Raw genomic sequence first — 25,238 nt, forward strand, 5'->3', positions numbered from 1 at the left:
CTCGCGGAAAAACCCTGTCGGATTCTGCCTTTTTCAATGATCGCTGCGCCAAAGCGGTTCACGGCCTCAAACGAGGGTCGGACCGCTGGTGCCAATTTAGTGCGCATCATGAAGGTCATGAACTGCTTTGGTGCTTTTTCCTGCATGTGCAGGCCTGCCATCCTCCATGGAAAATTTGCAAAGCGCGGTGGACACCCTCGTCCACAGCTCCAACACGCTGTTTATTCTGATTGGTGCGGTCATGGTCCTGGCCATGCACGCCGGCTTTGCCTTCCTGGAAGTCGGCACGGTGCGCCAGAAGAACCAGGTCAATGCCCTGTCGAAAATCCTCAGTGACTTCGCGATTTCCACACTGGCCTATTTCTTTATAGGCTATTGGATCTCCTACGGGGTGACCTTCATGCAACCGGCGGCGGTGATCAGCGCCGACCACGGCTACGGCCTGGTGAAGTTCTTCTTCCTGCTGACCTTCGCGGCGGCGATCCCGGCGATCATTTCCGGGGGAATCGCCGAGCGTGCACGGTTTGTTCCGCAACTGTGTGCCACTGCGTTGATCGTAGCCTTCATCTACCCGTTTTTCGAAGGCATGGTGTGGAACGGCAACTACGGCCTGCAAGCCTGGTTGCTGGCCACCTTCGGCGCCAGCTTCCATGACTTTGCCGGCAGCGTCGTGGTGCACGCCATGGGCGGCTGGCTGGCGCTGGCGGCGGTGTTGTTGCTGGGGCCAAGGCAGGGGCGTTATCGGGAAGGGCGCCTGGTGGCGTTCGCGCCGTCGAGCATTCCATTCCTCGCGTTGGGCTCGTGGATCTTGATCGTCGGCTGGTTCGGCTTCAACGTCATGAGTGCGCAAACCCTGTCCGGGGTCAGCGGGTTGGTGGCGGTCAATTCGTTGATGGCGATGGTCGGTGGCACGGTAGCGGCATTGGTGATCGGCCGTAACGACCCAGGCTTCTTGCACAACGGTCCATTGGCCGGGTTGGTGGCGATCTGTGCCGGTTCCGACCTTATGCACCCGGTGGGCGCGTTGGTGACCGGCGTGGTGGCGGGCGGCTTGTTCGTCTGGTTCTTCATTGCCGCCCAGGATCGCTGGAAGATCGACGATGTGCTGGGTGTATGGCCGTTGCACGGCCTCTGCGGCGTGTGGGGCGGGATTGCCTGCGGGATCTTCGGCCAGACCGCCCTGGGCGGTTTGGGCGGCGTCAGTCTGATCAGCCAGTTGATCGGCACCGCACTGGGTGTGATGGTGGCGCTGGCCGGTGGGTTCCTGGTGTATGGGGTGATCAAGCGCGTTTACGGGCTGCGCTTGAGCCAGGAAGAGGAGTATTACGGCGCGGATTTGTCGATCCACAAGATTGGCGCGGTCAGTCAGGATTGAGGGGCGCGTCCCCTTCGTTCTGGTTGCAGCCATGTAACAGGCGGTACCGGCTCTGGCGCACTTCATCGACACGGCCTTGCACCTGCTGCTCCGACAACCCCAGCAGGATCAACGCATGGGAGGCGAGCATCAGGCTCGACTCCAGCAACTCGGGCACCACTTCAGTGGCGCCGGCGGCTTTCAGTTCGGCCAGCTGACTGTCGTCGCGGGTGCGTACCAGGATCGGTACGGTCAGGTTGATCCGCCGCGCTTCGTTGAGCACGGTCAGGGCGACGTCGCTGTTGTCCACCGCGATCACCACCAGGCGCGCACGTTCCAGGCCGACCGCGCTGAGCAGGGCGCCACGGCGGCAGTCGCCGTAATGCACGGCGCTGTCTTCGGTAGAAGCTTCCTGGACCCGCTCCGGGTCGTCATCAAGGGCAATGAACGCCTGTTGTTCACGGTGCAGGAAGCGCCCGATGGACTGGCCAACCCGGCCGTAGCCGCAGATCACCGCGTGGTCGCGCAGCTCGGCATTCAGGGCCGTAATCTCTTCAAGCTGTACTTGCTGGTTGGGCTTGCGGTGCAGGCGCAGGGCAATCGCGGGTGCAGCCCTGAGCAACAGCGGAGTCAATAGCATCGAGCAGAAGGTGGCAGCCAGCAGCAGGCCGCTGATGTCGGCGGGCATCAGGCGGCTTTGCTGCATTTGCGCCATCAAGGCGAAACAGAACTCGCCGCCCTGGGCCAGCGCCAGCCCGCTGCGCCAGGCGGTTTCACCGTCGCTGCCGCGCAGTTGCACCAATAGCGCGACCACACAGCCTTTGATCAACATCAGCGTGAGGGTCAGGCCGAGAATCAACAGGCTATGACTGACGAACAGTTGCAGGTCGATCAGCATGCCGATGCTGACAAAAAACAGTCCCAGCAGGATGTCGCGAAACGGCCGGATATCGGCTTCGATCTGATGGCGGTAATGGCTTTCCCCCAGCAGCATGCCGGCGAGAAACGCACCGAGTGCCGGGGACAGGCCCAGCAAGTGGGTCAGCCAGGCGGTGAGCAGTACGATCACCAGTGCCAGCAGCACGAACAATTCGGCCGAATGGGACGCCGCCACCTCACGGAACAAACGCGGCAGCAACCAGCGGCTGGCCAACAGCAGGCCAAGGAACAGCACCACGGTTTTGCCCAGGGTCAGTGGCAATGCCCAGTACCAGGCTTGCTCGCTGTTACCGGCGAACACTGGCACGAGGGTCAGCAGCAATACGGCCACTACATCCTGGAACAGCAATACCCCAATCGCATTCTGGCCATGGCTGCTGAAGATTTCGCCGAGGCTGGTCAGCTCCTTGCTGACGATGGCGGTGGACGACAGTGCCAGTCCAGCACCGAGCAACAGCGCGGTCGTCGGCGACAGGCCGAACAGTGCCAGCAAACCGCCCAGCAGCAACCCGCAGCACAGTACCTGCAGGCTGCCCAAGCCAAACACCACCCGGCGCAGGCTGAGCATTTTGTTGAGAGAAAACTCCAGGCCCAGGGAAAACAGCAGGAACACCACACCCAGTTCGGCAAGATCTGGCAACTCTTCGCTGTCATTGACCCAGTCGAGGGCGGTGGGGCCCACGGCCAGGCCAACACACAGATAGCCCAGCACCGGCGGCAGTTGCAGGCGACGAAACAGCGCAATCACCACCAGGGAGGAGGCCAGGATAATCAGCAGGTTGGCAAACACATGCAGCTCCATTGCAGGTATTACGGGAAAAAAGTCGCGAGAGTCGCTGAATCAGTTATACGCCATGCTGATCTGGGTCAGGCTTTTGCAGTGTCCCGACGCTGTTAGAATAGGTGCCTGATTCTTCTCGGACCCTTTGCCATGCTTCCTGAATGTCAGTTGTTCGGCACCCTGGGCTGCCATCTGTGTGAGATTGCCGAAGCCGAAATCATGCCGTTGGTCGAACACGGCCTGCTGGTGGAGTTGGTGGATATCGCCGATTCCGAGGCCCTGTATGAAGCCTACGGCCTGCGGATTCCGGTGCTGCGCCGGGTAGACACGGGCGCGGAGCTGGAGTGGCCGTTCGACGAAGCGCAGGTAGTGAACTTTCTTAGCTAGCACTCGGCGATGGCGAGTTCCCGATTATTCGGTTACTGTATGTTTGTACAGCGATTGAATGAGAGGGAACGCCCGTGGTGAATGTTGAACAACTGAAAAGCAGCGTCAATCGCATGTCCGCCGACGTCGTGCGCGACGCGGTGAACGAGCTGCGCCTCGATGGCCTGGTCACGGAAGGCAAGACGCCGTTTAACAAAGTGCATTTCAACACCTGCTTTGCCGAGATCGAGGCGCTGTTCCAGCGCGCGGGTTATCACAAGCAGCTGGATGTGGTGGGTTATCAGGGCTTGCTGTATGCGCTTTACGACCCGGGCCGCTGGGAAGCGGTGGATGTGCTGCGCTGGCTCAAGGAATTCACCGAGGCGGCCAGTGCGTCACCGGTGTTGCGCGCGGAATTGGCCAAGGCCTGAATCTGTGCTGGGCCTGATCCGGCTGCATGCGGGATAATGTGCGCCTGTATGTCCACGTCTTGAGCCTGCCCATGTCCGTTTTTTCCGCTGCCCAGCACCAAGCCAGCACCTTGTACCTGCCGCCAGGCGCCTGGGCCACCGTGCTGGATTGCCTGTGTGAGCACTTCCAGGCCATCAGCCGTGAGCAATGGCTGGACCGCATCGCCCGAGGCCGGGTACTGGACATCAATGGCACCCCCATCAATCAGGACCTCGCCTACCGCGAAGGCCTGTGCATCTACTACTTTCGCGAAGTACCGAACGAGAAAGTAATCCCGGTGCAGGAGACGATCCTGTACGCCGATGAACACCTGGTGGTAGCCGACAAGCCGCACTTCCTGCCGGTCACGCCTGCCGGTGAATACGTCGAGCAGACCCTGTTGCGGCGTTTGATCCGTCGCCTCGACAACCCGGCGCTGGTGCCGCTGCATCGCATTGATCGGCATACCGCGGGGCTGGTGCTGTTTTCGGCCAACCCCCAGACGCGCTCGGCGTATCAACAGCTGTTTCCCACGCGCAAGATCGACAAGTTCTACGAAGCCATTGCCCCTGCATTGCCTGGGCTGACCTTTCCGCTGGTGCACAAAAGCCGGCTGGTGGATGGCGAGCCGTTCTTTCGCATGCAGGAAGGCGCGGGGGCGAGCAACACCGAGACGGCGGTCGAGGTGCGGGAAAAAAATGGCGACCTGTGGCGCTATGGCCTGTTTCCGGTGACCGGCAAGAAGCATCAGTTGCGGGTGCACATGACGGCCCTGGGCGCGAGTATCTGCAACGATCCGTTCTACCCCGACGTTATCAAGGATGCCGAGGACGACTACGCCAACCCGCTCAAGCTGCTGGCCCAGGGGGTGCGTTTCATCGACCCGGTCACCGGCCTTGAGCGCGACTTTCGCAGCGAGATCAGCCTGGACTGGTAAACCCCAGCAACGAAAAAGCCCGCATTACGCGGGCTTTTTTGTATCTGGCGTTAAGACTTACAGGTCTTTAACGGTGCGAACCTGATCCTTGTTGATCTGGGTGCGCTTGCCATCCAGCTGTTCGAATTCGTAGAAGCCGGTGGACTTGTCGAATTTAGGAGTGTCGACGGCCTGGATTTCGCGACCGTCATTCAGGGTGATCACTGTCGGCGAGGCGCAACCGGCAAGGGTAGCGAGGCCCAGTGCAAGCATGAGAGCGGCGATGGTCCGTTGAGTCATGAGTTTGTCTCCGAGAGAATGCTTTGTTGAGTACTGACCTTGTGACGTGTGCAACGTCGGCAAAGTTCCTTGTTCGACGCTCATTCTGACACGCTGGGCGGGCGGTGCAACAACTCCGGTGTATTGAGGTTGGCCAGGCGCGGATCGTCGGCGGGGCAATCCAGGGCCTTGGCCCCCAGCGCCTGCATGATCTGGCGCGGGCTGCGCTCGCCGGCTGCCCAGGCCCGTTCGAAGGGCTCGCGCAGCGAAGTGGGGATCACGCAGAGCAGCGGTTCCCAGAAATCGCCGTGGCGCACCATCACCGGCAGCAACGGGCTTTGCTGCGCCGTACTGCGCAGGTCGGCGAGCAATCGTGCATCGATCTGCGGCACATCGCACGGCAATACCAGCAGATGCCCATGCTGCGCCACCGCCAGTCCTGCGCGAATGCCGGCCAGTGGCCCGGGAAAGTCGGGGCTGTCATCGCCGACCAATTGATCGGCGTAGGCCGCGTACTGCGCCTGGTTGCGATTGCAGGAGATGATCAGGTCGTCGGTCAACGGCCGCACCAGGCGATGCAGGTGCGCGATCAGCGGCTGCCCGTGCCAGTCCAGCAGGCCCTTGTCGAGGCCGCCCATGCGCTGGCCACGACCGCCGGCCAGCAAAAGGATCGAGCAGGGCAGTGGGGAAGAATGGCTTGGCATGACGGCTCCTGCGGGCAGTGAAATGGGGGGCTGTGATATAACATCGGGCTGTTCCTTCGACAACCGGACCGAGCCATGAAAGCCAAGGCTGATGCGCCCTTTGTACCCCTGAATATCGCTGTATTGACGGTCAGCGACACCCGCACCCTGGAAACCGACACCTCGGGCCAGGTCTTCGTCGACCGCCTGACCGCCGCCGGTCACCTGCTGGCCGAGCGAGTTTTGCTTAAAGATGATCTGTACAAAATCCGTGCGCAAGTGGCGCACTGGATTGCCGAAGACGTGGTGCAGGTGGTGTTGATCACCGGCGGCACCGGCTTCACCGGCCGCGACAGCACCCCGGAAGCGGTGAGCTGCCTGCTGGATAAGCAGGTGGATGGTTTCGGCGAACTGTTCCGGCAAATCTCCGTGGCCGATATCGGCACCTCCACCGTGCAATCCCGTGCCCTGGCCGGCCTGGCCAACGGCACACTGGTGTGCTGCCTGCCGGGCTCCACCAACGCGGTGCGCACCGGTTGGGACGGGATTCTCGCCGAGCAACTGGATAACCGTCACCGCCCGTGCAACTTCGTCCCGCATTTGAAACAGGCCGAGCCCTGTGAATCCCGTGGGTAAGCCGGGCAAGACCGGCGCGTTGATGCCGGTGGAAGACGCCCTCGAACAATTGCTGGCGATGGCCGAGGCAGCGCCGATCCGCGAGCCGGAAACGTTGCCGCTGGCCGAGTGTGATGGTCGGGTGCTGGCCCAGGCGTTGATCTCCACGCTGGACTTGCCGCCCTGGCCCAACAGCGCCATGGACGGATACGCCCTGCGCCTGGCGGACTGGACCGGTGAGCCACTGGCAGTCAGCCAGCGCATTTTTGCGGGCACGGCACCCGAGCCCTTGGCTGCCGGTACCTGCGCGCGGATCTTCACCGGAGCCCCGGTACCGGAGGGCGCGGACTGCGTCGAGATGCAGGAAAACGCCGTGGTCCATGCCGATCAGCGGGTGAGCTTCACCGAAGCGTTGCAGGTGGATCAAAACATCCGTCCCCAAGGCCAGGAAACCACGGTGGGCGAGTGGGTGTTGCCAGCAGGTACACGCCTGGGCCCGATCGAGTTGGGCCTGGCGGCTTCGCTGGGTCGTGATCGGCTGGAGGTGGTACGACGCGCCCGCGTGGCTGTGCTGTCCACCGGCGACGAGTTGATCGAGCCGGGTCTGCCGCTGGGCCCCGGGCAGATCTACAACAGTAATCGCCGGGTGCTGTGCAGCTGGCTGGAGCGCCTGGGCTGCGAAGTGGTGGATGCCGGGATCCTGCCGGACGACCTGGAACAAACCCGCGAACGCCTGGGCGCATTGGGCTCGGTAGACCTGATTCTGTCCACCGGCGGTGTGTCGGTGGGGGAGGCGGATTTTCTCGGGATTGCGCTGCGGGAAGAAGGGAAGCTGGCGCTGTGGAAGCTGGCAATCAAGCCGGGCAAGCCGCTGACGTTCGGGCATTTCCGTGGTGTACCGGTGATCGGTTTGCCGGGCAATCCGGCGTCGACGCTGGTGACCTTTGCCTTGCTGGCGCGGCCTTACCTGTTGCGTCGCCAGGGCGTGGAAGACGTGCAGCCGCTGCGCATTGAAGTGCCAGTGGGGTTTGTCTGGCCCAAGCCGGGGAATCGCCGCGAGTATTTGCGCGGGCGGCTGGAGCAGGGCAAGGCGATCATCTACCGCAACCAGAGCTCGGGTGTGCTGCGTAGCGCGGCGTGGGCCGAAGGTTTGGTAGAAGTGCTGGAGGGGACGACGCTGGAGATCGGTGACCGGGTCAACTTCATTCCGCTGAGTGAAGTGTTGAACTGAGCCCGATCTATCAAACAATGAAGATCAAAATGTGGGAGCGGGCTTGCTCGCGAAAGCGGTGGATCAGTCACCCGATGTATTGACTGACCCTCTGCATTCGCGAGCAAGCCCGCTCCCACATTTGATTTGTGTTCATCCTGCAATTACGGCAAGTCGCGACTCGCGTAAAACGCACTCAACACCTTCACCAGGTGCGCCAGGTCGTGGCTGCCGCACAGCTCGCGAATCGAGTGCATCGCAAACGTCGGCAAGCCGATATCCACGGTGCGCACGCCCAGGTGGCTGGCGGTGATCGGGCCGATGGTCGAGCCGCAACCCATGTCGCTGCGTACCACAAAGCTTTGCACCGGCACTTCTTCGGCCATGCACAGGTGGCGGAAGAACCCGGCGGTTTCGCTGTTGGTGGCGTAGCGCTGGTTGCTGTTGACCTTGATCACCGGGCCGGCATTGAGTTTCGGGCCGTGGTTGGCGTCGTGCTTCTCGGCGTAGTTGGGGTGCACGCCGTGGGCGTTGTCGGCAGACACCAACAGCGACTTCTGGATAGTGCGTACGAATTCATCACCCTCGGGCAGCAGGCGACGCAGGGTCTGCTCCAGCATCGGGCCGTCGGCACCGCAGGCGGAGCACGAGCCGACTTCTTCGTGGTCGTTGCAGACCAGCACGCAGGTTTCATCGGTTTCGGCGGTGAGCAGGGCTTGCAGGCCGGCGTAGCACGACAGCAGGTTGTCGAGGCGGGCACCGGCGATAAAGTCGCCATTGAGGCCGATCACGGCCGCGCTCTGGGTATCGTAGAAGCTCAGCTCATAGTCGAGCACCACGTCAGCGTTCAACCCGTGTTCACGAGCCAGTTGCTCGGTCAGCACTGCGCGGAAGTCTACGCGCTCGTCACCGGCGAACTGCGCAAGGATCGGCGGCAGTTCGGTCTGGGCATTGATCGCCCAACCCTGGTTGGCTTCACGGTTCAGGTGAATGGCCAGGTTGGGGATGATCGCGATGGGCAGCTTGAAGTCGATCAGCTGGCTTTCGACCTTGCCGTCGCGGCGGAAAGTGACGCGGCCGGCCAGGGACAGATCGCGGTCGAACCACGGCGCCAGCAGCGCGCCGCCGTACACTTCCACACCCAGTTGCCAGAAGCCCTGGCGTTGCAGTTCAGGCTGTGGCTTGACCCGCAGGCACGGGCTGTCGGTGTGGGCGCCGACCAGGCGGATGCCGCCTTGCAGGGGCGAGTGGCGGCCGAGCTTGAAGGCGATGATCGAGGAGTCGTTGCGGGTCACGTAGTAGCGCCCGTTGGCCTCGGTGGTCCAGGTCTCGCGCTCGTCAAGACGCTGGAAACCGGCCGCTTCCAGGCGCTGTGCAAGGGCGGCGGTGGCATGGAACGGGGTAGGGGAGGCCTTGAGGAAGTCGATCAGGCCTTGGTTCAACTCTTCGCGCATAAGTAGCTCCAGACAGCAATGGCGCGAGTTTACCGTCCGACGGGATAAGTGCACAGAACAAATGTGGGAGCGGGCTTGCTCGCGAATGCGGTGTGTCAGTCGCCGAATGAGCTAACTGATCCACCGCATTCGCGAGCAAGCCCGCTCCCACATTTTAATTGCGTTTACAGCTTAAAACGGCGCGGGGCACTCGAAGCGCAGACGCTCGCCGCTCTGGGGATGGGTGAAGCTCAGCATGCTGGCGTGCAGACACAGCCGTGGCCAGGCAGCCAAGGCCTGTTCGTGGGCATACAAGCCATCGCCCAGCAACGGATGCCCGATGGACAGCATATGCACGCGCAGTTGATGGGAGCGGCCGGTGATCGGCGTCAGCTCAACCCGGCACCAGTCGCCGCAACGCTCCAGGACTTTCCAGAAGGTCAGCGCGTTCTTGCCGAACTCGTGGTCCACCACGTGCCGTGGCTTGGTCGGCGGGTCGTAGCGCAAGGGCAAGTCGATGCTGCCGCTGTCCAGTTCCGGTTGGCCCCAGCAGAGTGCGGTGTAGGCCTTTTCGGTTTCCCGGTCATGAAACTGGCGGGACAGTTCACGGTGGGTATCCGCGTCTCGGGCCAGCAGGATGATCCCGGACGTTTCCCAGTCCAGGCGATGGACGATGCGGGCTTCGGGGTAGCCGTTTTCCTGCAGGCGGGTGATCAGGCAGTCCTTGTTGTCGTCGGCGCGACCGGGCACCGAGAGCAGCAGGGTAGGCTTGTTCACCACCAGGACAGCAGCGTCCTGATGAAGGATATGGACATTGGACAACGGCATTAAAACAGCCTCGTAACAAACGCCAACGGCGGCTCGCTCACCCGGCCCCGTGAGGGGAGCCAGGTAACCGAGCCGCCGTGGCGACCGCCTTTTCGATCAACGATCAGGCAGGGTGATATTGAGTTCCAGAATCGAGCAGCTGCCGTCATTTTCCAGGGCGACATGCACGTCATCGTTACCGATGTTGACGTACTTGCGGATCACTTCCACCAGTTCCTTCTGCAGGGCTGGCAGGTAATCCGGGGTGCTGCGTTGGCCGCGTTCGTGCGCCACGATGATCTGTAGACGCTCTTTCGCTACCGACGCGGTACTTGGCTTTTTGTTGGCGCGAAAGAAGTCGAGAAATTTCATTGTTTAGTTGCCTCCAAAGATACGCTCGAAGAATCCCTTCTTCTTAACATCGAGGAAGCGATGTTCCACGGTCTTGCCCAGCAAGCGATCTACCGCATCGCTGTACGCCTGGCCGGCGTCGCTCTGGTCGTCAAGAATCACCGGCACACCTTGGTTGGATGCCTTCAGGACGGCCTGGGATTCCGGGATCACACCCAGCAGGGTCACGGCGAGGATTTCCTTCACGTCTTCAACGCCGAGCATTTCGCCATTGCTGACGCGCTCAGGGTTGTAGCGGGTCAGCAGCAGGTGTTCCTTGATCGGATCTTCACCTTTCTCGGCGCGCTGGGACTTGCTGGCCAGCAGGCCGAGCATGCGGTCCGAGTCACGTACCGAGGAGACTTCAGGGTTGGTCACGACGATGGCTTCGTCGGCGAAGTACATCGCCAGGTGAGCGCCGGTCTCGATACCCGCCGGGGAATCGCACACCACGTATTCGAAGGTTTCCTTCAGTTCGGCGAGGACCTTGCCCACGCCTTCCTTGGTCAGCGCGTCTTTGTCGCGGGTCTGGCTGGCGGCCAGTACATACAGGTTCTCAAGGCGCTTGTCCTTGATCAGTGCCTGTTGCAGGTTGGCTTCGCCATTGACGACGTTGACGAAGTCGTAAACCACGCGGCGTTCACAGCCCATGATCAGGTCGAGGTTACGCAAGCCGACGTCGAAGTCGACGATAACTGTCTTGTGGCCGCGCAGAGCGAGGCCGGTACCGATAGCGGCGCTGGTGGTGGTCTTACCCACACCACCCTTGCCGGATGTAACCACGAGAATCTTGGCCAAGGTGTTTCACCCCTAAGGAAAAAGGACTTTTTAGTCCCTGAAAAACATCTCTTGTCACTCGCTGCAGGCGGGCAGCTCTTGTAGGAGAAAGCACGGTTTGCCTGGGCAAACCCCACCTTAAAATTATTCCTACACAAGTTTTGCCGTTTTCGCTGTGCTATCAGAGTCCAGAGATGCTTGGAAAATGCGGCAGTATCCGTTAAAGACGAACGATGTTCAACACATCGCCCGACAGGCTGACTTGTACCCCGGCCCCCCACAGCGGATCGCGGCGCAAATCTTCCGAAACCTTGTACTGGCCTGCGATGGACACTAGCTCAGCGGTCAACTGCTGGCAAAAAATACGGGCCTTGGTGTCACCTTTTATGCCGGCCAGGGCACGACCACGCATGGGGCCGTATACATGGATGTTTCCATCGGCGAGAAGTTCCGCCCCCGGGCTGACCGGGGCGATGACGACAAGGTCGCCACCCTGGGCGTAAATCTGCTGCCCGCCCCGTACGGGAGAGGTGATGATCTTTGTCGGCTTGATCGTCGGCTCCGGCGGTTTCTCCGGTTTTTTCTTCTCTTCGCCGACCAACGGGTCGAGCGGACGCTCGCGGGCACCCGACGGCGGCAGTACTGGCAGTTCAATAGCGATTGCCGCGGCGATGTCTTCGATCCGGCTGGCACGGATCGCCAGGGTGCGCAGGCCATGCTGGCGGCACACGCGCATCAGCCCGGGCAGGTCGACCGCGCCCTGGCCGGCCGGGAGCTTGTCCAGGGCCAGCACCAGCGGTGCATTGTTGAAGAAGTTCGGCGCCAGGGCGACCTTGGCGGCGAGCTGGCGGTCCAGGGCATCAAGGTCGTTGCGGGCCAGTTCCAGCACGGTAATGGCGAGCATGCTGCCTTTCAACTGGAACACGGGATCTTGGTCTAGCGGTTCGGTTTGGCTCATGGTCGGCAAAGCGGCTTGTCACGAAAAGTGTCGAGACTTATAACGAGAACATCCGCTAGCCGCAAGCCGGGTCGAACCGTTGTAGAATGCTCGGCCGTTGTCTTTACCGGAATCTTTAATGGATCGCCCGCGTTTTCGAGCTGTATTTTTTCATCCGCGCTTCTGGCTGTTATGGCTGGGGCTCGGTTTGCTGTGGCTGATTGTGCAGTTGCCGTACCGGGCTTTACTGGGGATTGGCCGTGCCTTGGGGGCGGGAATGTACCGGGTGGCCGGTGAACGTCGACGTATCGCCGCACGAAACCTGGAACTGTGCTTCCCGGAAAAGTCCGCTAAAGAGCGTAAACATTTGCTCAAGGAAAACTTTGCCTCCACCGGCATCGCGTTCTTCGAGATGGCCATGAGCTGGTGGTGGTCCAAGCCGCGCCTGGCGCGCCTGGCCCATGTCGAAGGGCTGGAGCACCTCAAGCAGGCGCAACTGGAAGGCAAGGGCGTGATCCTCATGGCCCTGCATTTCACCACCCTGGAAATCGGCGCCGCCTTGCTCGGGCAGAAGCACACCATCGACGGCATGTACCGCGAGCACGGCAACCCCTTGTTCGATTTCGTCCAGCGCCGTGGCCGCGAGCGGCACAACCTCGACTCCCTGGCCGTAGAGCGCGAAGACGTGCGCGGCATGCTCAAGCTGCTGCGGGCCGGTCGTGCGATCTGGTACGCACCGGACCAGGACTACGGCGCCAAGCAAAGTATCTTCGTGCCATTGTTCGGCATTCAGGCCGCCACCGTGACCGCCACCAGCAAGTTCGCCCGCCTGGGCAAGGCTCTGGTGGTGCCGTTCACCCAGGAACGCCTGGCCGACGGCAGCGGTTATCGCCTGGTGATCCATCCGCCGCTGACCGACTTTCCCGGTGAAACCGACGAGATCGATTGCCTGCGCATCAACCAGTGGGTCGAAGCCTCCGTGCGCGAATGCCCCGAGCAATACCTGTGGACGCACCGCCGCTTCAAGAGCCGGCCGCCAGGTGAACCTAAACTGTATGAAAAACGCCGCCGTTGATCTGAAGTCCCCAAGCACCATGGAGTGATGCAATGCGCCCAGCTGAACCGGTCACAGGCTTGATTCTTTCCGGCGGCGGGGCGCGGGCCGCCTATCAGGTGGGGGTACTGGCGGCGATAGCCGAGCTGTTGCCGCCGGGCGCGGCCAATCCGTTTCCGGTGATCGTCGGCACCTCGGCCGGGGCGATCAATGCAGTGAGCCTGGCCAGTGGCGCCATGGACTTTACCGCCGCCATCCAGCGCCTGACCGCCTTCTGGCAGGGCTTTCGCAGCCACCTGGTGCTGCGCAGCGACTGGCCCGGGGTGATCAGCCAGGCCAGTCGATTCCTTGTCCACAGCCTGCTGGGGATGGGGGCGCAGGTGCCAGTGGCGCTGCTCAACAGTTCGCCGCTGCGGGACTTGTTGCGCGACAAACTGCACCTGGAAGGCATCGCGCAGTCGATCCGCGAGAAACACCTTCATGCTGTGGCGGTGACCGCGTTCGGATACGAGTCCGGGCAAGCCGTGACCTTCTATCAGGGCGGCGGCACCATCGATGCCTGGTTGCGGCATCGGCGCATCGGCATTCCCACCCAATTGACCGTTGAACACTTGCTGGCCAGCTCGGCGATTCCGTTGCTGTTTGCGCCGGTCAAACTCGGCCAGGAATATTTTGGTGACGGAGCGGTGCGCCAGTCGGCGCCGATCAGTCCTGCGTTGCACCTGGGCGCCAGCCGCGTGCTGGTGGTGGGGGTCAGTGGCAACCCGCGTGGCAACGATCCATCGAACCCGGCGCGCACCTTCACCGGCCAGGAGCCGACGTTGGCGCAGATCGGCGGGCACATGCTCAACAGTACGTTCATCGACAGCCTGGAAAGCGATATCGAATTGCTCGAGCGCCTGAACCAGTTCAGCCACGTGTTGCCGGCCAACGCGGCGATACAAGGTTTGGCACCAGTGGAAGTATTGGTGATCGCTCCCAGTCAGCCAATCGACGAAATCGCGGCACGTCACCGCCAGGAATTGCCGGCGGCATTGCGCCTGTTTCTGCGCGGGCCGGGGGCGACCAAAACCAGTGGCGCGGGTGTGCTCAGCTACCTGCTGTTCGAGGCGGGGTATTGCAGCGAATTGATCGAGCTGGGAAGGCGGGATGCGCTGGCCAAGCGCGAAGAGTTGCAGCGGTTTCTAGGCCTGACACCGGACTGAATGTGGGAGCGGGCTTGTGTGGGAGCGGGCTTGCCTGCGATGCAGGCACCTCGCAGTTTCAGTTACACCGCAGTGATGCTATCGCAGGCAAGCCAGCTCCCATATGGAGGCGCGGTGTTGGTTAGAAGTGGTACTTCACCAACAGGCTCGCAGTGTCCTGGTTGGTCTCGAACGCGCCGCTGTCCTGGATCCCGTACTTGTTCTTCCAGTAGTCGTATTCGATACCGACATACAACTGCTTCTCGCCCCAATGCAACGCCTTGCCCAGGTCATATTTGATCTGCGGGTTGAAGTGCAGGTTGGCGTGGTAAGTGCCGCGGGCGTTCTTGTCGTTATCCACCACCCAGTCCATGAAGCCGTCGATCAGCACATTGGAGTTGCCCACCGGGATCGTGTACGACCACACCGGTGTGATCTGCCATACGCCGTCACCCGGGCGATTGCCTTCGGTCTGGCGCTGGTAGAAGTTCAGCTGGAAGTAGTCGAAACCAGGGATTGCCAGGTCGAAGCCCGGGCCGAGCAAGTACGACTCGTTGTCGCCTTCGCCGAACTCGTAAGTGAACGCCAGCAGCACGTCCTTGATCGGACCGAACGACAAGTCCTTGTCGAAAATCTTGCCGAACGACAAGCGTGGGCTGAACTCACCGTAGTAAGTACTCGGGCCGACATTGCCGTCTTCCTTGCCGTTGTAAAAGATGCGGTCGAGGAAGAAGAAGTTGTCGCCGTACTTCCACGCATCGGCGTGTTCGAAGGTCACGGTTTGCTGGATCTGCGGGTTAACAGTGAAGTTCTTGCCCCACAGATAAGTCAGGCTGTTGTTCTGCCACTGCAGCAGATCACCGGCCATGGCCTGGCCCCCGGCCAGCAGGGATCCTGCCAGCATCAGGCTGTTCACGGTACGTTTCATTCGGTTGCTCCCGAGGTAAAGGTTTCTGGTTTTTTTTCTAAGCGGACGCTCTGGTGTGGCGTCTTTTGGCTTGCCGCAAAAATCGTCTGTTCGGTCAGCTTTGATGCTTTTAGCAAGAGCTGCGCCAAGGTGTTTAAAAAGCCAAAAAATCCCCGTCGGCTGTGATGAACACAGTCGAATTCGGAGAGTTTTTGCACACATTGGCTGCGGACGTGGGGCCGGGATAAGTTGGCCTTGCAGTCAGCTTTTACATTCGCTGTTTTTTTTTGAGTCGATTTGAGCGGGCGCCGAGAATACTGACTCCCAGGCCTGTGCTCAAGTGCGCCGTTAAAGAGCGCGCGGGGCGAGAATGGGGCACGGCGCGTGGCCGGCCCCGGGTGAATGGCGTACATGGTGTGTTCCCTGATCGTTATTGTTTTTGTTGTGACGCAGGAATCAATGTGGGTGTGCGTGAGCGCTAGGGGCAGCGCGTTCGGCGCCACCCAGGATGTTGAATAACAGGTTCAGCGACAGCGCGCTGATCGTGGCCATGGCGATGCCGCTGTGAGTGATCGGGCTCATCCATAGCGGCAGCTGTGCAAAGAATTCGGGACGTACCACCGGGATCAATCCCATGCCGATACTCACCGCCACCAGCAACTGGTTACGACGGTCGGCAATGTCGGCTTCCTGGAGGATCTTGATCCCGGTGGCTGCCACCATGCCGAACATGGCAATCGCCGCGCCGCCCAGCACTGCGGGTGGAATCGACGCTACCAAAAAGGCGGCCTTGGGCAGCAGGCTCAGCACAATCAGGAACGCGCCGGCCACGATCGTCACCGAACGGCAGCGCACGCCGGTCATCTGCACCAGGCCGATGTTCTGCGCGAACGAGGAGTGGGTGAAGGTGTTGAAGAACCCGGCAAAAAACGATGCGCCGGCGTCACACAACAGGCCACGGCGGAGCATTTTCGGCGTGACGTCCTGGCCGGTGATCTTGCCCAGGGCGAGGAACATCCCGGTGGACTCGACGAAGATGATCACCACCACCAGGCACATCGACAGGATCGGCGCCAACTCGAACTTGGGCATGCCGAAATGCAGTGGCGTCACCACTTGCACCCACGGGGCGCGCGCCAGGCCGCTGAGGTCGACCATGCCGATCATCCCGCACAGCCCGTAGCCGAGGGCCATGCCGATCAGCACCGAGATATTCACCCAGAAGCCGCGCATGAAACGGTTGATCAGCAGGATGGTGGCCAGCACCAGCGCGGCAATCGCCAGGTAAATCGGTGAGCCAAACGTGGACGCCGCTGCGCCACCGCCGGCCCAATTGACCGCGACGGGAAACAGCGAAAGACCAATGGCGGTGATCACGGTACCGGTCACCAGCGGTGGAAAGAAGCGCACGACCTTGGACATGAACGGCGCGATCACCATGCCGAAAAAACCGGCGGCGATGGTCGCACCGAAGATCCCCTGCAGACCGATGCCGGGCATGCCGGCCATGGCCACCATGCTGCCGACAGCGGCGAAACTGGCGCCCATCATCACCGGCATACGAATGCCTACCGGGCCGATACCGAAGGACTGGACCATGGTTGCGATGCCCGCCACCAGCAGGTCGGCGTTGATCAGGAAGGCGATTTCTTCACGGCTCAGGCCCGCGGCCTGGCCGATGATCAAAGGCACGGCGACGGCGCCACCGTACATCAGCAAGACGTGTTGCAGGCCTACCAGAATCAGTTGCAAGAGGGGCAGCCGCACCATGGCGGGCGCGGCAGGAGTCTGCGTTTCTAGCTGGGACATGCAACACCTCGGATCTTTTTATTGTTGTGTTGTTCGGCATTCAATTGCCGGGTGGAACTCATTCGTCAAAGCACACCGCAGATCCCATGTGGGAGCGGGCTTGCTCGCGAACGCGGTGGTTCAGTCACCTGAAGTGTTGAATGACACACCGCATTCGCGAGCAAGCCCGCTCCCACACTAGTCCTGCGTTAATCAGTCAGTTGGTACGCGCCCCCTGAGTGATCCAGGTGCCAATCAAGTCCCGTTCCTGCTGGGTCATCTGGGTGATATTGCCCAGCGGCATGATCTGGCTGGCCACGGCCTGTGCCTGGATGCGCGGGGCCATTTGCTGGATCTGCTGCGGCGTATCAAACATCACCCCGGCCGGCGCGGTGCTGAACAGCGGGCTTGTCGGCTTGGCCGAATGGCACACCGCGCAGCGCTCCTGGATCACCCCGTGGACCTTGTCAAAATCAATCGAGGCCTGGGCCGGTGCTGCTTCGGCAGGTGCCGGTGCAGGTGCCGCTGGAGCAGCCGGTTTAAGCCCGCCACCCAACGCCGTTTCCGGCAGCGGCTGGTACTCGATGGCCGCTGGCGCCTTGGCCACTTCCGGTGCAGTCGCCACCGGTTTTGGGCCGGTCACGTAGGCCAGGCAAATCATTGCCAGTGCGCCCACCGGCAAGGTCCAGGCGTATTTCTGGCTGTTGTGACGGGTGTTGAAGTAGTGACGCACCAACACCGCCGCCACCGCGATACCTGCGAGGATCAGCCAGTTGTATTGGCTGCCGTAGGTGCTCGGGAAGTGGTTGCTGATCATGATGAACAGCACCGGCAAGGTGAAGTAGTTGTTGTGGCGCGAACGCAGCAAACCCTTGGCCGGCAGTGCCGGGTCGGGCGTGCGGTTTTCGGCGATGGCCGCCACCAGCGCACGTTGGGCCGGCATGATGATGCGGAACACGTTGCCCACCATGATGGTGCCGATCACGGCGCCCACATGCAGGTACGCACCACGACCGCTGAACACCTTGCTGAAGCCGTACGCGGCGGCAATCAACAGCACGAACAGGATCAGGCCGAGCAGGGCGGGGCGCTTGCCCAGTGCCGAGTCGCAGAGAAAGGAGTAGATGAACCAGCCGGCCAGCAGCGAGCCGAGGCCCAGCAACACACCTTCCGGACCGCTGAGGCTGCTGCCCGGGGCCAGCAGGTACAAGGTCGGGTTGGCGTAGAACACCACGCACAGCAGCGCGATGCCGGACATCCAGGTGAAGTAGGCTTCCCATTTGAACCAGTGCAGGTTGTCCGGCATGGTCGGCGGGGCCAGTTTGTATTTTTCCAGGTGGTAGATACCGCCACCGTGGATCGCCCACAAGTCACCGGCGAGGCCGTCCTTGGGGTTCACGCGGTTGAGGTTGTTTTCCAGCCAGACGAAGTAGAACGAAGCGCCGATCCAGGCGACGCCAGTGATCATGTGAACCCAGCGCACGCTCAGGTTCAGCCATTCCATCAAATGTGCTTCCACAGTCTTTACCTCTCGCCTGTCACTCTGTCGTCGAGTGATCAGACCTTCTCTTATTGGTGGGGGGCGAGGATCAACCGCTCATCCTCTTTGAAAAAATGCTCATCGCAGTTATTGCCTGTGCCACTGCGATCAACCACCAGGAAGTCATCCCGCTTTTCGATCGTCAGCACCGGGTGGTGCCAGACGCCGCGATGGTAATTAATGCCCTGCCTGCCGTTGGTAACGAAGGCGCGGACCAAGCCCGATACAGGTTCATCGCCAAGTGGCGCGACCACGATCAGAAAGGGGTTGCCGAGCAGCGGGATGAAAGCCTGGCTGCCCAGCGGGTGTCGTTCCAGCATGCACACGGTCAGCGGCATGTCCTGCGCGTCGGCGCGGAAGATGCTGATGATCGCGTTATCTTCTGGCGTGGCGGTTTCAACCGTCGCCAGTTTATGAAAGCGCATGGTCGACCCGTTGTTGATCATGAAGTGATCGCTGCCATCGGTTTCGATAACGTCTCCGAAAGGGGCGAAGGCTTCTTTGGTCAGGGGTTCGATCATCAGTGTGCGCATGGCTGTCTTCTTAATCTTGTGTATGGATCGTTCCCACGCTCTGCGTGGGAACGCCGCCCTGGACGCTCTGCGTCCGCTCTTGTGACGCAGAGCGTCACGGTATGCATTCCCACGCAGAGCGTGGGAATGATCGGGTGTTACTTCGAGACCTTACCGAGAACCCGCAGGCGGCTCACACCACCATCCGGGAACACATTCAGACGAATGTGGGTGATCGGGCCCAGCGCCTTGATCTGCTCGGCAAACGTGTGTTCAGCGTGCATTTCCAGTTTCTGCGCCGGCAGCAGTTCGCGCCAGAACAGCGATTGGGTTTCGATCTGGCTGTCGGTGCCGCCCTTCACGAACGCGCCCTGGATCGAGCAAGTGTCCGGGTAGTTGCCCTTGAAGTGCAGGGTGTCGACCACGATCTTCTCGATCTCGCCCGGGTGGCCCAGTGCGACGATCACCCAGTCATTGCCCGGCGTACGACGACGTGCGGTTTCCCAGCCGTCGCCCATGTTGATGCCACGGCCCGGGTTGAGGATGTTGCTCATGCGCCCGAAGTGTTCATCGGAGCAGGCCAGTGCGCGGCCGCCGTTCAATGCAGCAGCCAGGTCCACCTGTTCGTTGTCGCCCACCGCCGACCAGTCGCGGAATGGAATGCCGTACACACGCAGACGGGCCACGCCACCATCCGGGTAGATGTTGAAACGCAGGTGGCTGAAGGCCTGGTCGTTGTTGATCTCGTGGAAGTGATGGCTGTTGCCTTGCAGCTCCACAGCCGACAGCACTTCAACCCACTGGGTGTTGTCATCCGGCTCGCCGCTCGCGAGGAAGCAGGCTTCCAGGGACGCCGATGGCGGGAAGTTGCCGGTGAAGAATGAAGTGTCGATGTCCACGCCTTTGATCGAGCCCGGTACGCCCAGGCGGATAACTGCGCTGTCGTAGCCTTCGAAGCGCTTGCGGCGCGACTCCCAGCCGTCCATCCACTTGCCGTTGTCATCGAAAACGCCCTCCTTCCACACGGCCGGGGTCGGCTGGAACAGGCGGTTGGCGTCGGCGAACCAGTCATCGGTGACAGAGATGATCTTGGTGCCCAGGCGGGCGTCGGCCAGGTTGACGAACTTTTCGAAAGGTACGGGTTGCGCTTTCATTCTTCTTGTCTGCCTTAAAGTAAGTGGCTTGGGATGCTCGCCAGGCCCTGGGCGTTCATGAACCGCTCGGGCCAGGTCTGCTAAAGGGTCAGTAATCGGAACAACGCGATTTTATTGATCTCGGCCAGCGCACATTTGAACTCGGCTTCCACCGAGTTGTGAATACGCGTTTCAAACGCGGCAAGGATCTGGTGCCGGTTGCTGCCTTTTACCGCCATGATGAAGGGAAACTTGAACTTGGCCTTGTAGCCATCGTTCAGCTCGGTGAAGCGCGAAAACTCGTCGCTCGAGCATTGGTGAATACCGGCGCCAGCCTGTTCATTAGTGCTGGCTTCGGTCAACTGGCCCTGGACGGCCGCTTTGCCCGCCAGGTCCGGGTGAGCGTTGATCAGGGCCAGTTGACTGGTGTGATCGGCGCTCAACAGGATGTCGCTCATGCGCTGGTGCAGGGTTTCGATCTCGTCGATCGAAGCGTCCTGGCCCAGGTCGAAGGCCTTTTCGGCCACCCATGGCGAATGTTCGTAGATGTCGGCGAAGGCTGCGACGAATTCGTCGCGGCTCAGGCTCGACGGTTTCAGGGTTTGGAACGCGGTCATTTGGCGGCTCCCTGGAAAGGGTGTACGTCATGCCAGTGACGGGCGATGTCGACGCGGCGGGTAAACCACACCTGGTCATGGCCCTTGGCGTATTCGATAAACCGCTTGAGGGCGGCCAGGCGTGCCGGGCGGCCGATCAGGCGGCAGTGCAAGCCGATGGAGAGCATTTTCGGTGCGTCCGCGCCTTCGGCATACAGCACGTCGAAGGCGTCTTTCAGGTATTCGAAAAAGTCGTCGCCCTTGTTGAAACCCTGGACCTGGGTGAAGCGCATGTCATTGGTGTCCAGGGTGTAGGGGATCACCAGGTGCGGCTTGCCGGTCGGGTTGTTGGGTTCCCAGTAGGGCAGGTCGTCGTCATAGGTGTCGCAGTCATAGAGGAAGCCGCCTTCCTCCATCACCAGCCGCCGGGTGTTGGGGCCGGTGCGGCCGGTGTACCAGCCCAGTGGGCGCTCGCCGGTGAGTTCGGTGAGGATGCGGATCGCTTCGAGCATGTGCTCGCGTTCCTGGGCCTCATCCATGTATTGGTAGTCGATCCAGCGGTAGCCGTGGCTGCAGATCTCGTGGCCGGCGGCGACCATCGCGCGGATCACATCCGGGTGGCGCTGGGCGGCCATGGCCACGGCGAAGATGGTCAGCGGGATATCGAATTCCTTGAACAACTTGAGGATGCGCCACACGCCGGCACGGCTGCCGTATTCGTACAGCGACTCCATGCTCATGTTGCGCTCGCCTTGCAGCGGTTGCGCCGAGACCATCTCGGACAGGAAGGCTTCCGACTCTTTGTCGCCGTGCAGGATGTTGCGCTCACCACCTTCTTCGTAGTTGAGTACGAACGACAGGGCGATACGGGCCTTGCCCGGCCAGTGTGGGTGAGGAGGGTTACTGCCGTAACCGATCAGGTCGCGTGGGTAGTCAGCGCTCACTGCAGTCTTCCTTCTTGTTCGTGGTAGCGGTGTGTGTGGCGGCCGGGCAGCGGAAATACTGGGTGGCGTCACAACGATGACTGATTGTATACAACTTAGTGTGCACTTTGTAAGCCTGTATTTCTGCATTTTTTCCGCAGGGTCTTTGCAGAATAGCACTGCAATAAACCTGCCTGACTGGTCAGCTAAATTGAAAAAAACCTCATTCACTGTAGGAGCGAGCTTGCTCGCGAAAAACCTGAGAGCGCCTCGTTAACCCTGAAGCGCTGCGTTATCGTTAACGATCTTCGCGAGCAAGCTCGCTCCTACAGTATCGGCGTCAGCAACGGAACGCAGGCTTGTTGAATTTATTGTGTACAATTTTTTTGAAAAGTGTCTTAATCAGCCATCGCCGGCTTTTTCAGTGACCTGAAAAGGTGCGGTCTTTCACTTTTACTGACTTCGGGAGGCGCGCAGACGCTATGGGACGTTTGACCACACACGTATTGGACGCCGCGCATGGCTGCCCTGGCAGCGCGATCAAGGTTGAGTTGTACCGTGTCGAGGGCGCACAGCTTGAGCTGGTCGCCAGCACCCTGACCAACAGCGACGGCCGCTGCGATGCACCCCTGCTGCAAGGCGATGACTACCGCAGCGGCGTCTATCAGTTGCAGTTCAGCGCCGGTGATTACTACCGCGCCCGCGGTGTGCAACTGCCCGAACCTGCGTTTCTCGATGTGGTGGTGCTGCGCTTCGGCATCAGCGCCGAACAGGATCACTACCACGTGCCTTTGCTGATTTCGCCTTACAGCTACTCCACCTATCGCGGTAGCTGAGTCGTCACCGCGCTTCACACCCCCAAAGCTCTTCGTTGGTTTTTCGCCCGCTCACACTGCGGGCTTTTTTTCGCCTGCTGATTGCACCATAAAGGCGGCCCCGATCGTCAGTGCGATCGGGGCTGGATCTTCAGCGGCTCAATAGCGACGCAGCGCCGGCGCCTGTGAACAAGCCCGCGCTGATCCGGTTGAACCAGCTCTGGCCCCTGCCGCTGCGCAGGTAGCGCGCGGCGCCATGGGCGCCGAGGCCGTAGGCCAGTTTGCACAGCAGGTCGAGCACGGTCCAGGTGGCGATCATGATCAGCAACTGCGGCAAAAAGGCCTGCTGGGCACTGAGGAATTGCGGCAGGAAGGCGGCGAAAAACAGGATGTCCTTCGGGTTGCTGGCGCCCAGCACAAAGGCCCGGCCAAACAGCGCACGAAAACGCGGGGTGGCGGCCACTTGCGGTACGTCGGCGACGTGGGCCGGTTGCCGGGATTGCTGCCAGCTCTGCCAGGCGAGGTAGAACAGGTACAGCGCACCGACGATCTTCAGGGCGCTGAACAACTGTTCCGAGGCCAGCAACAACGCACCCAAACCCAGCGCCGAGGCGCTCAGCAGGCAGATGGAAGCAATCACCCCGCCGAGAAAGGCCGGGTACGAACGGCGCAGGCCGTAGTTCAGGCTGTTGCTGATCATCAGCAAGGACAGGGGGCCGGGGATCAGGATCACCACCAGCGCAGCGCCGCTGAACAGCAGCCAGGTTTCCAGACTCATTGCATTCCTCCATTCGTACAAAAGCCCCACCCGACGGGGTGAGGCAGGGTCAAGCGGGTTGGCCTACAGGAACGCGAACTTGGCGATGAAGATCGCGCAAAGCACCCACAGGCTGATGGAAATTTCCTTGTGTTTACCCGTACCGGCCTTCAGCGCCACGTAGGTGATGAAACCCAGGGCGATGCCGTCGGCCACCGAGAAGGTCAGGGGCATCATGATCGCCGTGACGATCGCCGGAATGCTGTCGGTGGCGTCGTCCCAATTGATATGGGCCATGCCGCTCATCATCAGCATCGCCACATAGATCAACGCGCCGGCGGTGGCATAGGCCGGAATCATGCCAGCCAGCGGGGCAAAAAACATCGCTGCGATAAACAACACGCCAACCGTAACCGCCGTCAGCCCGGTGCGGCCACCGGCGGCAACCCCGGCAGCGCTTTCCACGTAACTGGTGACTGGCGGCACGCCGACCATGGCGCCGAACACGCTGGAGGCGCTGTCGGCTTTCAGGGCGCGGGAGAGGTTTTCGATCTTGCCGTCGGCATTCACCAGGCCTGCGCGCTGGGCCACGCCCATCAGGGTGCCGGCGGTGTCGAACATGTGCACAAACAGGAAGGCGAACACCACGCTGATCATACTGACGTTGAACACGCCCATCACGTCCATGGCCATCCAGGTCGGCGCCAGGCTTGGCGGGGTGGCCAGGATGCCGTGGTACTCCACCAGGCCCAGGCCCCAACCGGCGAGGGTCACGGCGATGATGCTGATCAGGATCGCGCCGAATACCCGGTGGTAGCTGAGGATCGCAATCAACAGGAAGCAGATGGCCGCCAGCAATGGGGCGGGTTCATGCAGGGAGCCGAGCTTGATCAGGGTGGCCGGGCTTTGCACGATGATGCCGGCGGTTTTCAGGCCGATCACCCCGAGAAACAATCCGACGCCGGCGCCCATGGCATGGCGCAGGCTCACCGGAATGCTGTTGAGCAGCCACTCGCGAATGCGTGAGAGCGTCAGGATCATGAACAACACACCGGAGATAAACACCGCACCCAGTGCCGTCTCCCAGTTGTAGCCCATGGTCCCGACCACGGTGTAGGTGAAAAACGCGTTCAGGCCCATGCCCGGCGCCAGGCCTACTGGCCAGTTGGCGTACAGGCCCATCAGCAGGCAACCCAGCGCGGCGGAGATGCAGGTGGCGACAAACGCCGCGCCGTGATCGATGCCGGCGTCGGCCATGATGTTGGGGTTGACGAAGATGATGTAGGCCATGGTGATAAAGGTCGTGAGGCCAGCGATCAGCTCGGTCTTCACTGTGGTGCCATGCAAGCGGAGTTTGAACAGGCGTTCCAGCCAACCGTTGTGGGTTGGCGAGAGGTCGAGCGTAGGGGCTTCGGATTTGCGGCTTTCCACAGCAAGTACTCCTCAAGAGTTTTATTGTTATTTCCAGCGCCGGACACATGAGTGGGCAGCAGCGCTTTGAGGTACCAGCGGGTTTTGTTGACCAATAGGTCAGGAACTCGCACGAAGCGAATTATGCTTTTGTATACAAATAAAGCAAATAATGTTTTCTATTTTGTGTGCGAAAGGGGATGAAAGGCAATTCAGGATTGGCCACTGAGTGCCTTGTTTACCGCCAGCCAGCCTTCTACCGCCGTCTCGCCTGCCTCGGCAAACGCCCGTTGCAGCAGCTTTACCTGTTCGCGCCGCAGCGATTGTTCGAAACGCCGGCCTTCCTCGGTCAACTCCAGCAGGCGCTTACGCTTGTCGGTCTCGGACGCCACGCTGTCCACCAGGTGCATCTCCTGCAGTTGGCGCAACGGCATGTTCAGCGCCTGTTTGCTCACGCCGAGCAGTTCCAGCAGCTCCTTGACGCTCAAGGCCGGGTAGCGCGCGATAAAAAACACGATGCGTTGATGCACCCGGCTCAAGCCGCGGCGCTCCAGCATTTCGTCAGCCTTGGCGGTGAACGCCTGGTAGCCGAAGAAGAAGGCTTCCATGGCGGTTTGCTGGCTGGTCTGGTTTTTAAGGTCAAGCATATTGACGTATCTGCCCAAGTCGTCGTAATTTCGGT

General features: G+C 61.1%; 28 protein-coding genes. 9 read left to right on the forward strand and 19 right to left on the reverse strand.

From position 1 onward, the window contains the following. The first annotated feature begins 166 nt into the window (after window positions 1-166). Entirely contained in the window at window positions 167-1,375 is a 1,209-nt protein-coding gene (locus A462_RS26545; protein ID WP_008432160.1) for an ammonium transporter, read from the forward strand. On the opposite strand, the gene A462_RS26540 is transcribed toward A462_RS26545, so the two are convergent. Beyond that, window positions 1,362-3,083, reverse strand: coding sequence for a cation:proton antiporter (locus A462_RS26540; protein WP_032898912.1), 1,722 nt, complete (start codon window positions 3,081-3,083; stop codon window positions 1,362-1,364). The two genes, A462_RS26545 and A462_RS26540, sit on opposite strands and share 14 nt — an antisense overlap. Before the next feature lie 141 nt (window positions 3,084-3,224). Here A462_RS26540 and A462_RS26535 point away from each other — a divergent pair, with 141 nt between their 5' ends. From A462_RS26535 to A462_RS26525, 3 genes are all read left to right on the forward strand, one after another. After that, window positions 3,225-3,461, forward strand: a complete 237-nt coding sequence (locus tag A462_RS26535; protein WP_008432163.1) for a glutaredoxin family protein — start codon at window positions 3,225-3,227, stop codon at window positions 3,459-3,461. Between the two features lie 74 nt (window positions 3,462-3,535). Further along, window positions 3,536-3,871: a hypothetical protein gene (locus A462_RS26530; protein ID WP_003209087.1), complete on the forward strand. Its 336-nt coding sequence runs from the start codon at window positions 3,536-3,538 to the stop codon at window positions 3,869-3,871. Between the two features lie 65 nt (window positions 3,872-3,936). After that, window positions 3,937-4,827 (forward strand): pseudouridine synthase, encoded by an 891-nt coding sequence (locus A462_RS26525; RefSeq protein WP_085984630.1) that lies wholly within the window; start codon window positions 3,937-3,939, stop codon window positions 4,825-4,827. A 57-nt stretch (window positions 4,828-4,884) separates the two neighbouring features. Here the strand turns inward: A462_RS26525 and A462_RS26520 are convergent, their stop codons facing one another. Next, on the reverse strand, window positions 4,885-5,106 hold the full coding sequence (locus A462_RS26520; RefSeq protein ID WP_003209090.1) for a YgdI/YgdR family lipoprotein: 222 nt from the start codon (window positions 5,104-5,106) through the stop codon (window positions 4,885-4,887). A gap of 80 nt (window positions 5,107-5,186) precedes the next feature. Next, entirely contained in the window at window positions 5,187-5,789 is a 603-nt protein-coding gene (gene mobA / locus A462_RS26515) for a molybdenum cofactor guanylyltransferase MobA (protein ID WP_008432167.1), read from the reverse strand. Window positions 5,790-5,864: 75 nt separating this feature from the next. On the opposite strand from mobA, the gene moaB reads away from it, so the two are divergent. Continuing rightward, complete coding sequence (moaB, locus tag A462_RS26510) at window positions 5,865-6,404, forward strand: molybdenum cofactor biosynthesis protein B (RefSeq protein ID WP_003209092.1); 540 nt, start codon at window positions 5,865-5,867, stop codon at window positions 6,402-6,404. Next, the gene (locus A462_RS26505) at window positions 6,388-7,614 is read left to right on the forward strand and encodes a molybdopterin molybdotransferase MoeA (protein WP_008432170.1); all 1,227 of its coding nucleotides are present in this window, start codon (window positions 6,388-6,390) and stop codon (window positions 7,612-7,614) included. The genes moaB and A462_RS26505 overlap by 17 nt, the downstream gene beginning before the upstream one ends. A gap of 143 nt (window positions 7,615-7,757) precedes the next feature. On the opposite strand, the gene A462_RS26500 is transcribed toward A462_RS26505, so the two are convergent. The 5 genes from A462_RS26500 to minC all read right to left on the reverse strand — a co-directional run bounded on the left by A462_RS26500 (window position 7,758) and on the right by minC (window position 11,958). Next, complete coding sequence (locus tag A462_RS26500; protein WP_003209095.1) at window positions 7,758-9,047, reverse strand: M18 family aminopeptidase; 1,290 nt, start codon at window positions 9,045-9,047, stop codon at window positions 7,758-7,760. A 171-nt stretch (window positions 9,048-9,218) separates the two neighbouring features. Continuing rightward, window positions 9,219-9,854: an RluA family pseudouridine synthase gene (locus A462_RS26495; protein WP_008432172.1), complete on the reverse strand. Its 636-nt coding sequence runs from the start codon at window positions 9,852-9,854 to the stop codon at window positions 9,219-9,221. Window positions 9,855-9,950: 96 nt separating this feature from the next. Next, entirely contained in the window at window positions 9,951-10,205 is a 255-nt protein-coding gene (gene minE / locus A462_RS26490; RefSeq protein WP_003175252.1) for a cell division topological specificity factor MinE, read from the reverse strand. A 3-nt stretch (window positions 10,206-10,208) separates the two neighbouring features. Beyond that, window positions 10,209-11,021, reverse strand: a complete 813-nt coding sequence (gene minD / locus A462_RS26485; RefSeq protein WP_003209098.1) for a septum site-determining protein MinD — start codon at window positions 11,019-11,021, stop codon at window positions 10,209-10,211. 199 nt (window positions 11,022-11,220) lie between these two features. Next, complete coding sequence (gene minC, locus A462_RS26480; protein WP_003209099.1) at window positions 11,221-11,958, reverse strand: septum site-determining protein MinC; 738 nt, start codon at window positions 11,956-11,958, stop codon at window positions 11,221-11,223. A gap of 118 nt (window positions 11,959-12,076) precedes the next feature. Between minC and A462_RS26475 the strand changes: the two genes are divergently transcribed. Together A462_RS26475 and A462_RS26470 are read left to right on the forward strand one after the other, a co-directional pair. Beyond that, window positions 12,077-13,012: a lipid A biosynthesis lauroyl acyltransferase gene (locus A462_RS26475; RefSeq protein WP_003209101.1), complete on the forward strand. Its 936-nt coding sequence runs from the start codon at window positions 12,077-12,079 to the stop codon at window positions 13,010-13,012. Between the two features lie 32 nt (window positions 13,013-13,044). Then, the gene (locus A462_RS26470) at window positions 13,045-14,196 is read left to right on the forward strand and encodes a patatin-like phospholipase family protein (RefSeq protein WP_008432180.1); all 1,152 of its coding nucleotides are present in this window, start codon (window positions 13,045-13,047) and stop codon (window positions 14,194-14,196) included. A 121-nt stretch (window positions 14,197-14,317) separates the two neighbouring features. Here the strand turns inward: A462_RS26470 and A462_RS26465 are convergent, their stop codons facing one another. The 8 genes from A462_RS26465 to puuE form a co-directional block, all read right to left on the reverse strand. Then, window positions 14,318-15,103: an outer membrane protein OmpK gene (locus A462_RS26465; protein WP_003209104.1), complete on the reverse strand. Its 786-nt coding sequence runs from the start codon at window positions 15,101-15,103 to the stop codon at window positions 14,318-14,320. Continuing rightward, window positions 15,100-15,495 (reverse strand): hypothetical protein, encoded by a 396-nt coding sequence (locus A462_RS34200; RefSeq protein WP_143495519.1) that lies wholly within the window; start codon window positions 15,493-15,495, stop codon window positions 15,100-15,102. Before A462_RS34200 ends, A462_RS26465 begins: the two co-directional genes overlap by 4 nt. 43 nt (window positions 15,496-15,538) lie before the next feature. Continuing rightward, window positions 15,539-16,891: a nucleobase:cation symporter-2 family protein gene (locus A462_RS26460; RefSeq protein WP_008432182.1), complete on the reverse strand. Its 1,353-nt coding sequence runs from the start codon at window positions 16,889-16,891 to the stop codon at window positions 15,539-15,541. A 196-nt stretch (window positions 16,892-17,087) separates the two neighbouring features. Continuing rightward, window positions 17,088-18,389 (reverse strand): urate hydroxylase PuuD, encoded by a 1,302-nt coding sequence (locus tag A462_RS26455; protein ID WP_008432185.1) that lies wholly within the window; start codon window positions 18,387-18,389, stop codon window positions 17,088-17,090. A gap of 50 nt (window positions 18,390-18,439) precedes the next feature. Beyond that, the gene (locus tag A462_RS26450) at window positions 18,440-18,943 is read right to left on the reverse strand and encodes an ureidoglycolate lyase (protein ID WP_003209110.1); all 504 of its coding nucleotides are present in this window, start codon (window positions 18,941-18,943) and stop codon (window positions 18,440-18,442) included. A gap of 137 nt (window positions 18,944-19,080) precedes the next feature. Continuing rightward, window positions 19,081-20,076: an allantoicase gene (alc, locus tag A462_RS26445; RefSeq protein ID WP_003209112.1), complete on the reverse strand. Its 996-nt coding sequence runs from the start codon at window positions 20,074-20,076 to the stop codon at window positions 19,081-19,083. A gap of 80 nt (window positions 20,077-20,156) precedes the next feature. Further along, window positions 20,157-20,672 carry a 2-oxo-4-hydroxy-4-carboxy-5-ureidoimidazoline decarboxylase gene (uraD, locus tag A462_RS26440; RefSeq protein WP_008432188.1) on the reverse strand — a complete coding sequence of 172 codons (516 nt, stop codon included), beginning with the start codon at window positions 20,670-20,672 and terminating at the stop codon, window positions 20,157-20,159. Next, window positions 20,669-21,595, reverse strand: a complete 927-nt coding sequence (gene puuE, locus A462_RS26435; protein ID WP_008432189.1) for an allantoinase PuuE — start codon at window positions 21,593-21,595, stop codon at window positions 20,669-20,671. The genes uraD and puuE overlap by 4 nt, the downstream gene beginning before the upstream one ends. A 461-nt stretch (window positions 21,596-22,056) precedes the next feature. Between puuE and uraH the strand changes: the two genes are divergently transcribed. Next, window positions 22,057-22,410 (forward strand): hydroxyisourate hydrolase, encoded by a 354-nt coding sequence (uraH, locus tag A462_RS26430; RefSeq protein WP_003209117.1) that lies wholly within the window; start codon window positions 22,057-22,059, stop codon window positions 22,408-22,410. 130 nt (window positions 22,411-22,540) lie between these two features. Here the strand turns inward: uraH and A462_RS26425 are convergent, their stop codons facing one another. The 3 genes from A462_RS26425 to A462_RS26415 form a co-directional block, all read right to left on the reverse strand. Beyond that, window positions 22,541-23,167 (reverse strand): LysE family translocator, encoded by a 627-nt coding sequence (locus tag A462_RS26425; RefSeq protein WP_008432192.1) that lies wholly within the window; start codon window positions 23,165-23,167, stop codon window positions 22,541-22,543. 63 nt (window positions 23,168-23,230) lie between these two features. Continuing rightward, the gene (locus tag A462_RS26420) at window positions 23,231-24,577 is read right to left on the reverse strand and encodes an NCS2 family permease (protein ID WP_008432193.1); all 1,347 of its coding nucleotides are present in this window, start codon (window positions 24,575-24,577) and stop codon (window positions 23,231-23,233) included. Window positions 24,578-24,768: 191 nt separating this feature from the next. Then, entirely contained in the window at window positions 24,769-25,203 is a 435-nt protein-coding gene (locus tag A462_RS26415; RefSeq protein WP_003212841.1) for a MarR family winged helix-turn-helix transcriptional regulator, read from the reverse strand. Window positions 25,204-25,238 lie beyond the last annotated feature (35 nt).

The organism is Pseudomonas sp. Ag1 (genome assembly GCF_000278565.1).
Lineage (GTDB): Bacteria > Pseudomonadota > Gammaproteobacteria > Pseudomonadales > Pseudomonadaceae > Aquipseudomonas.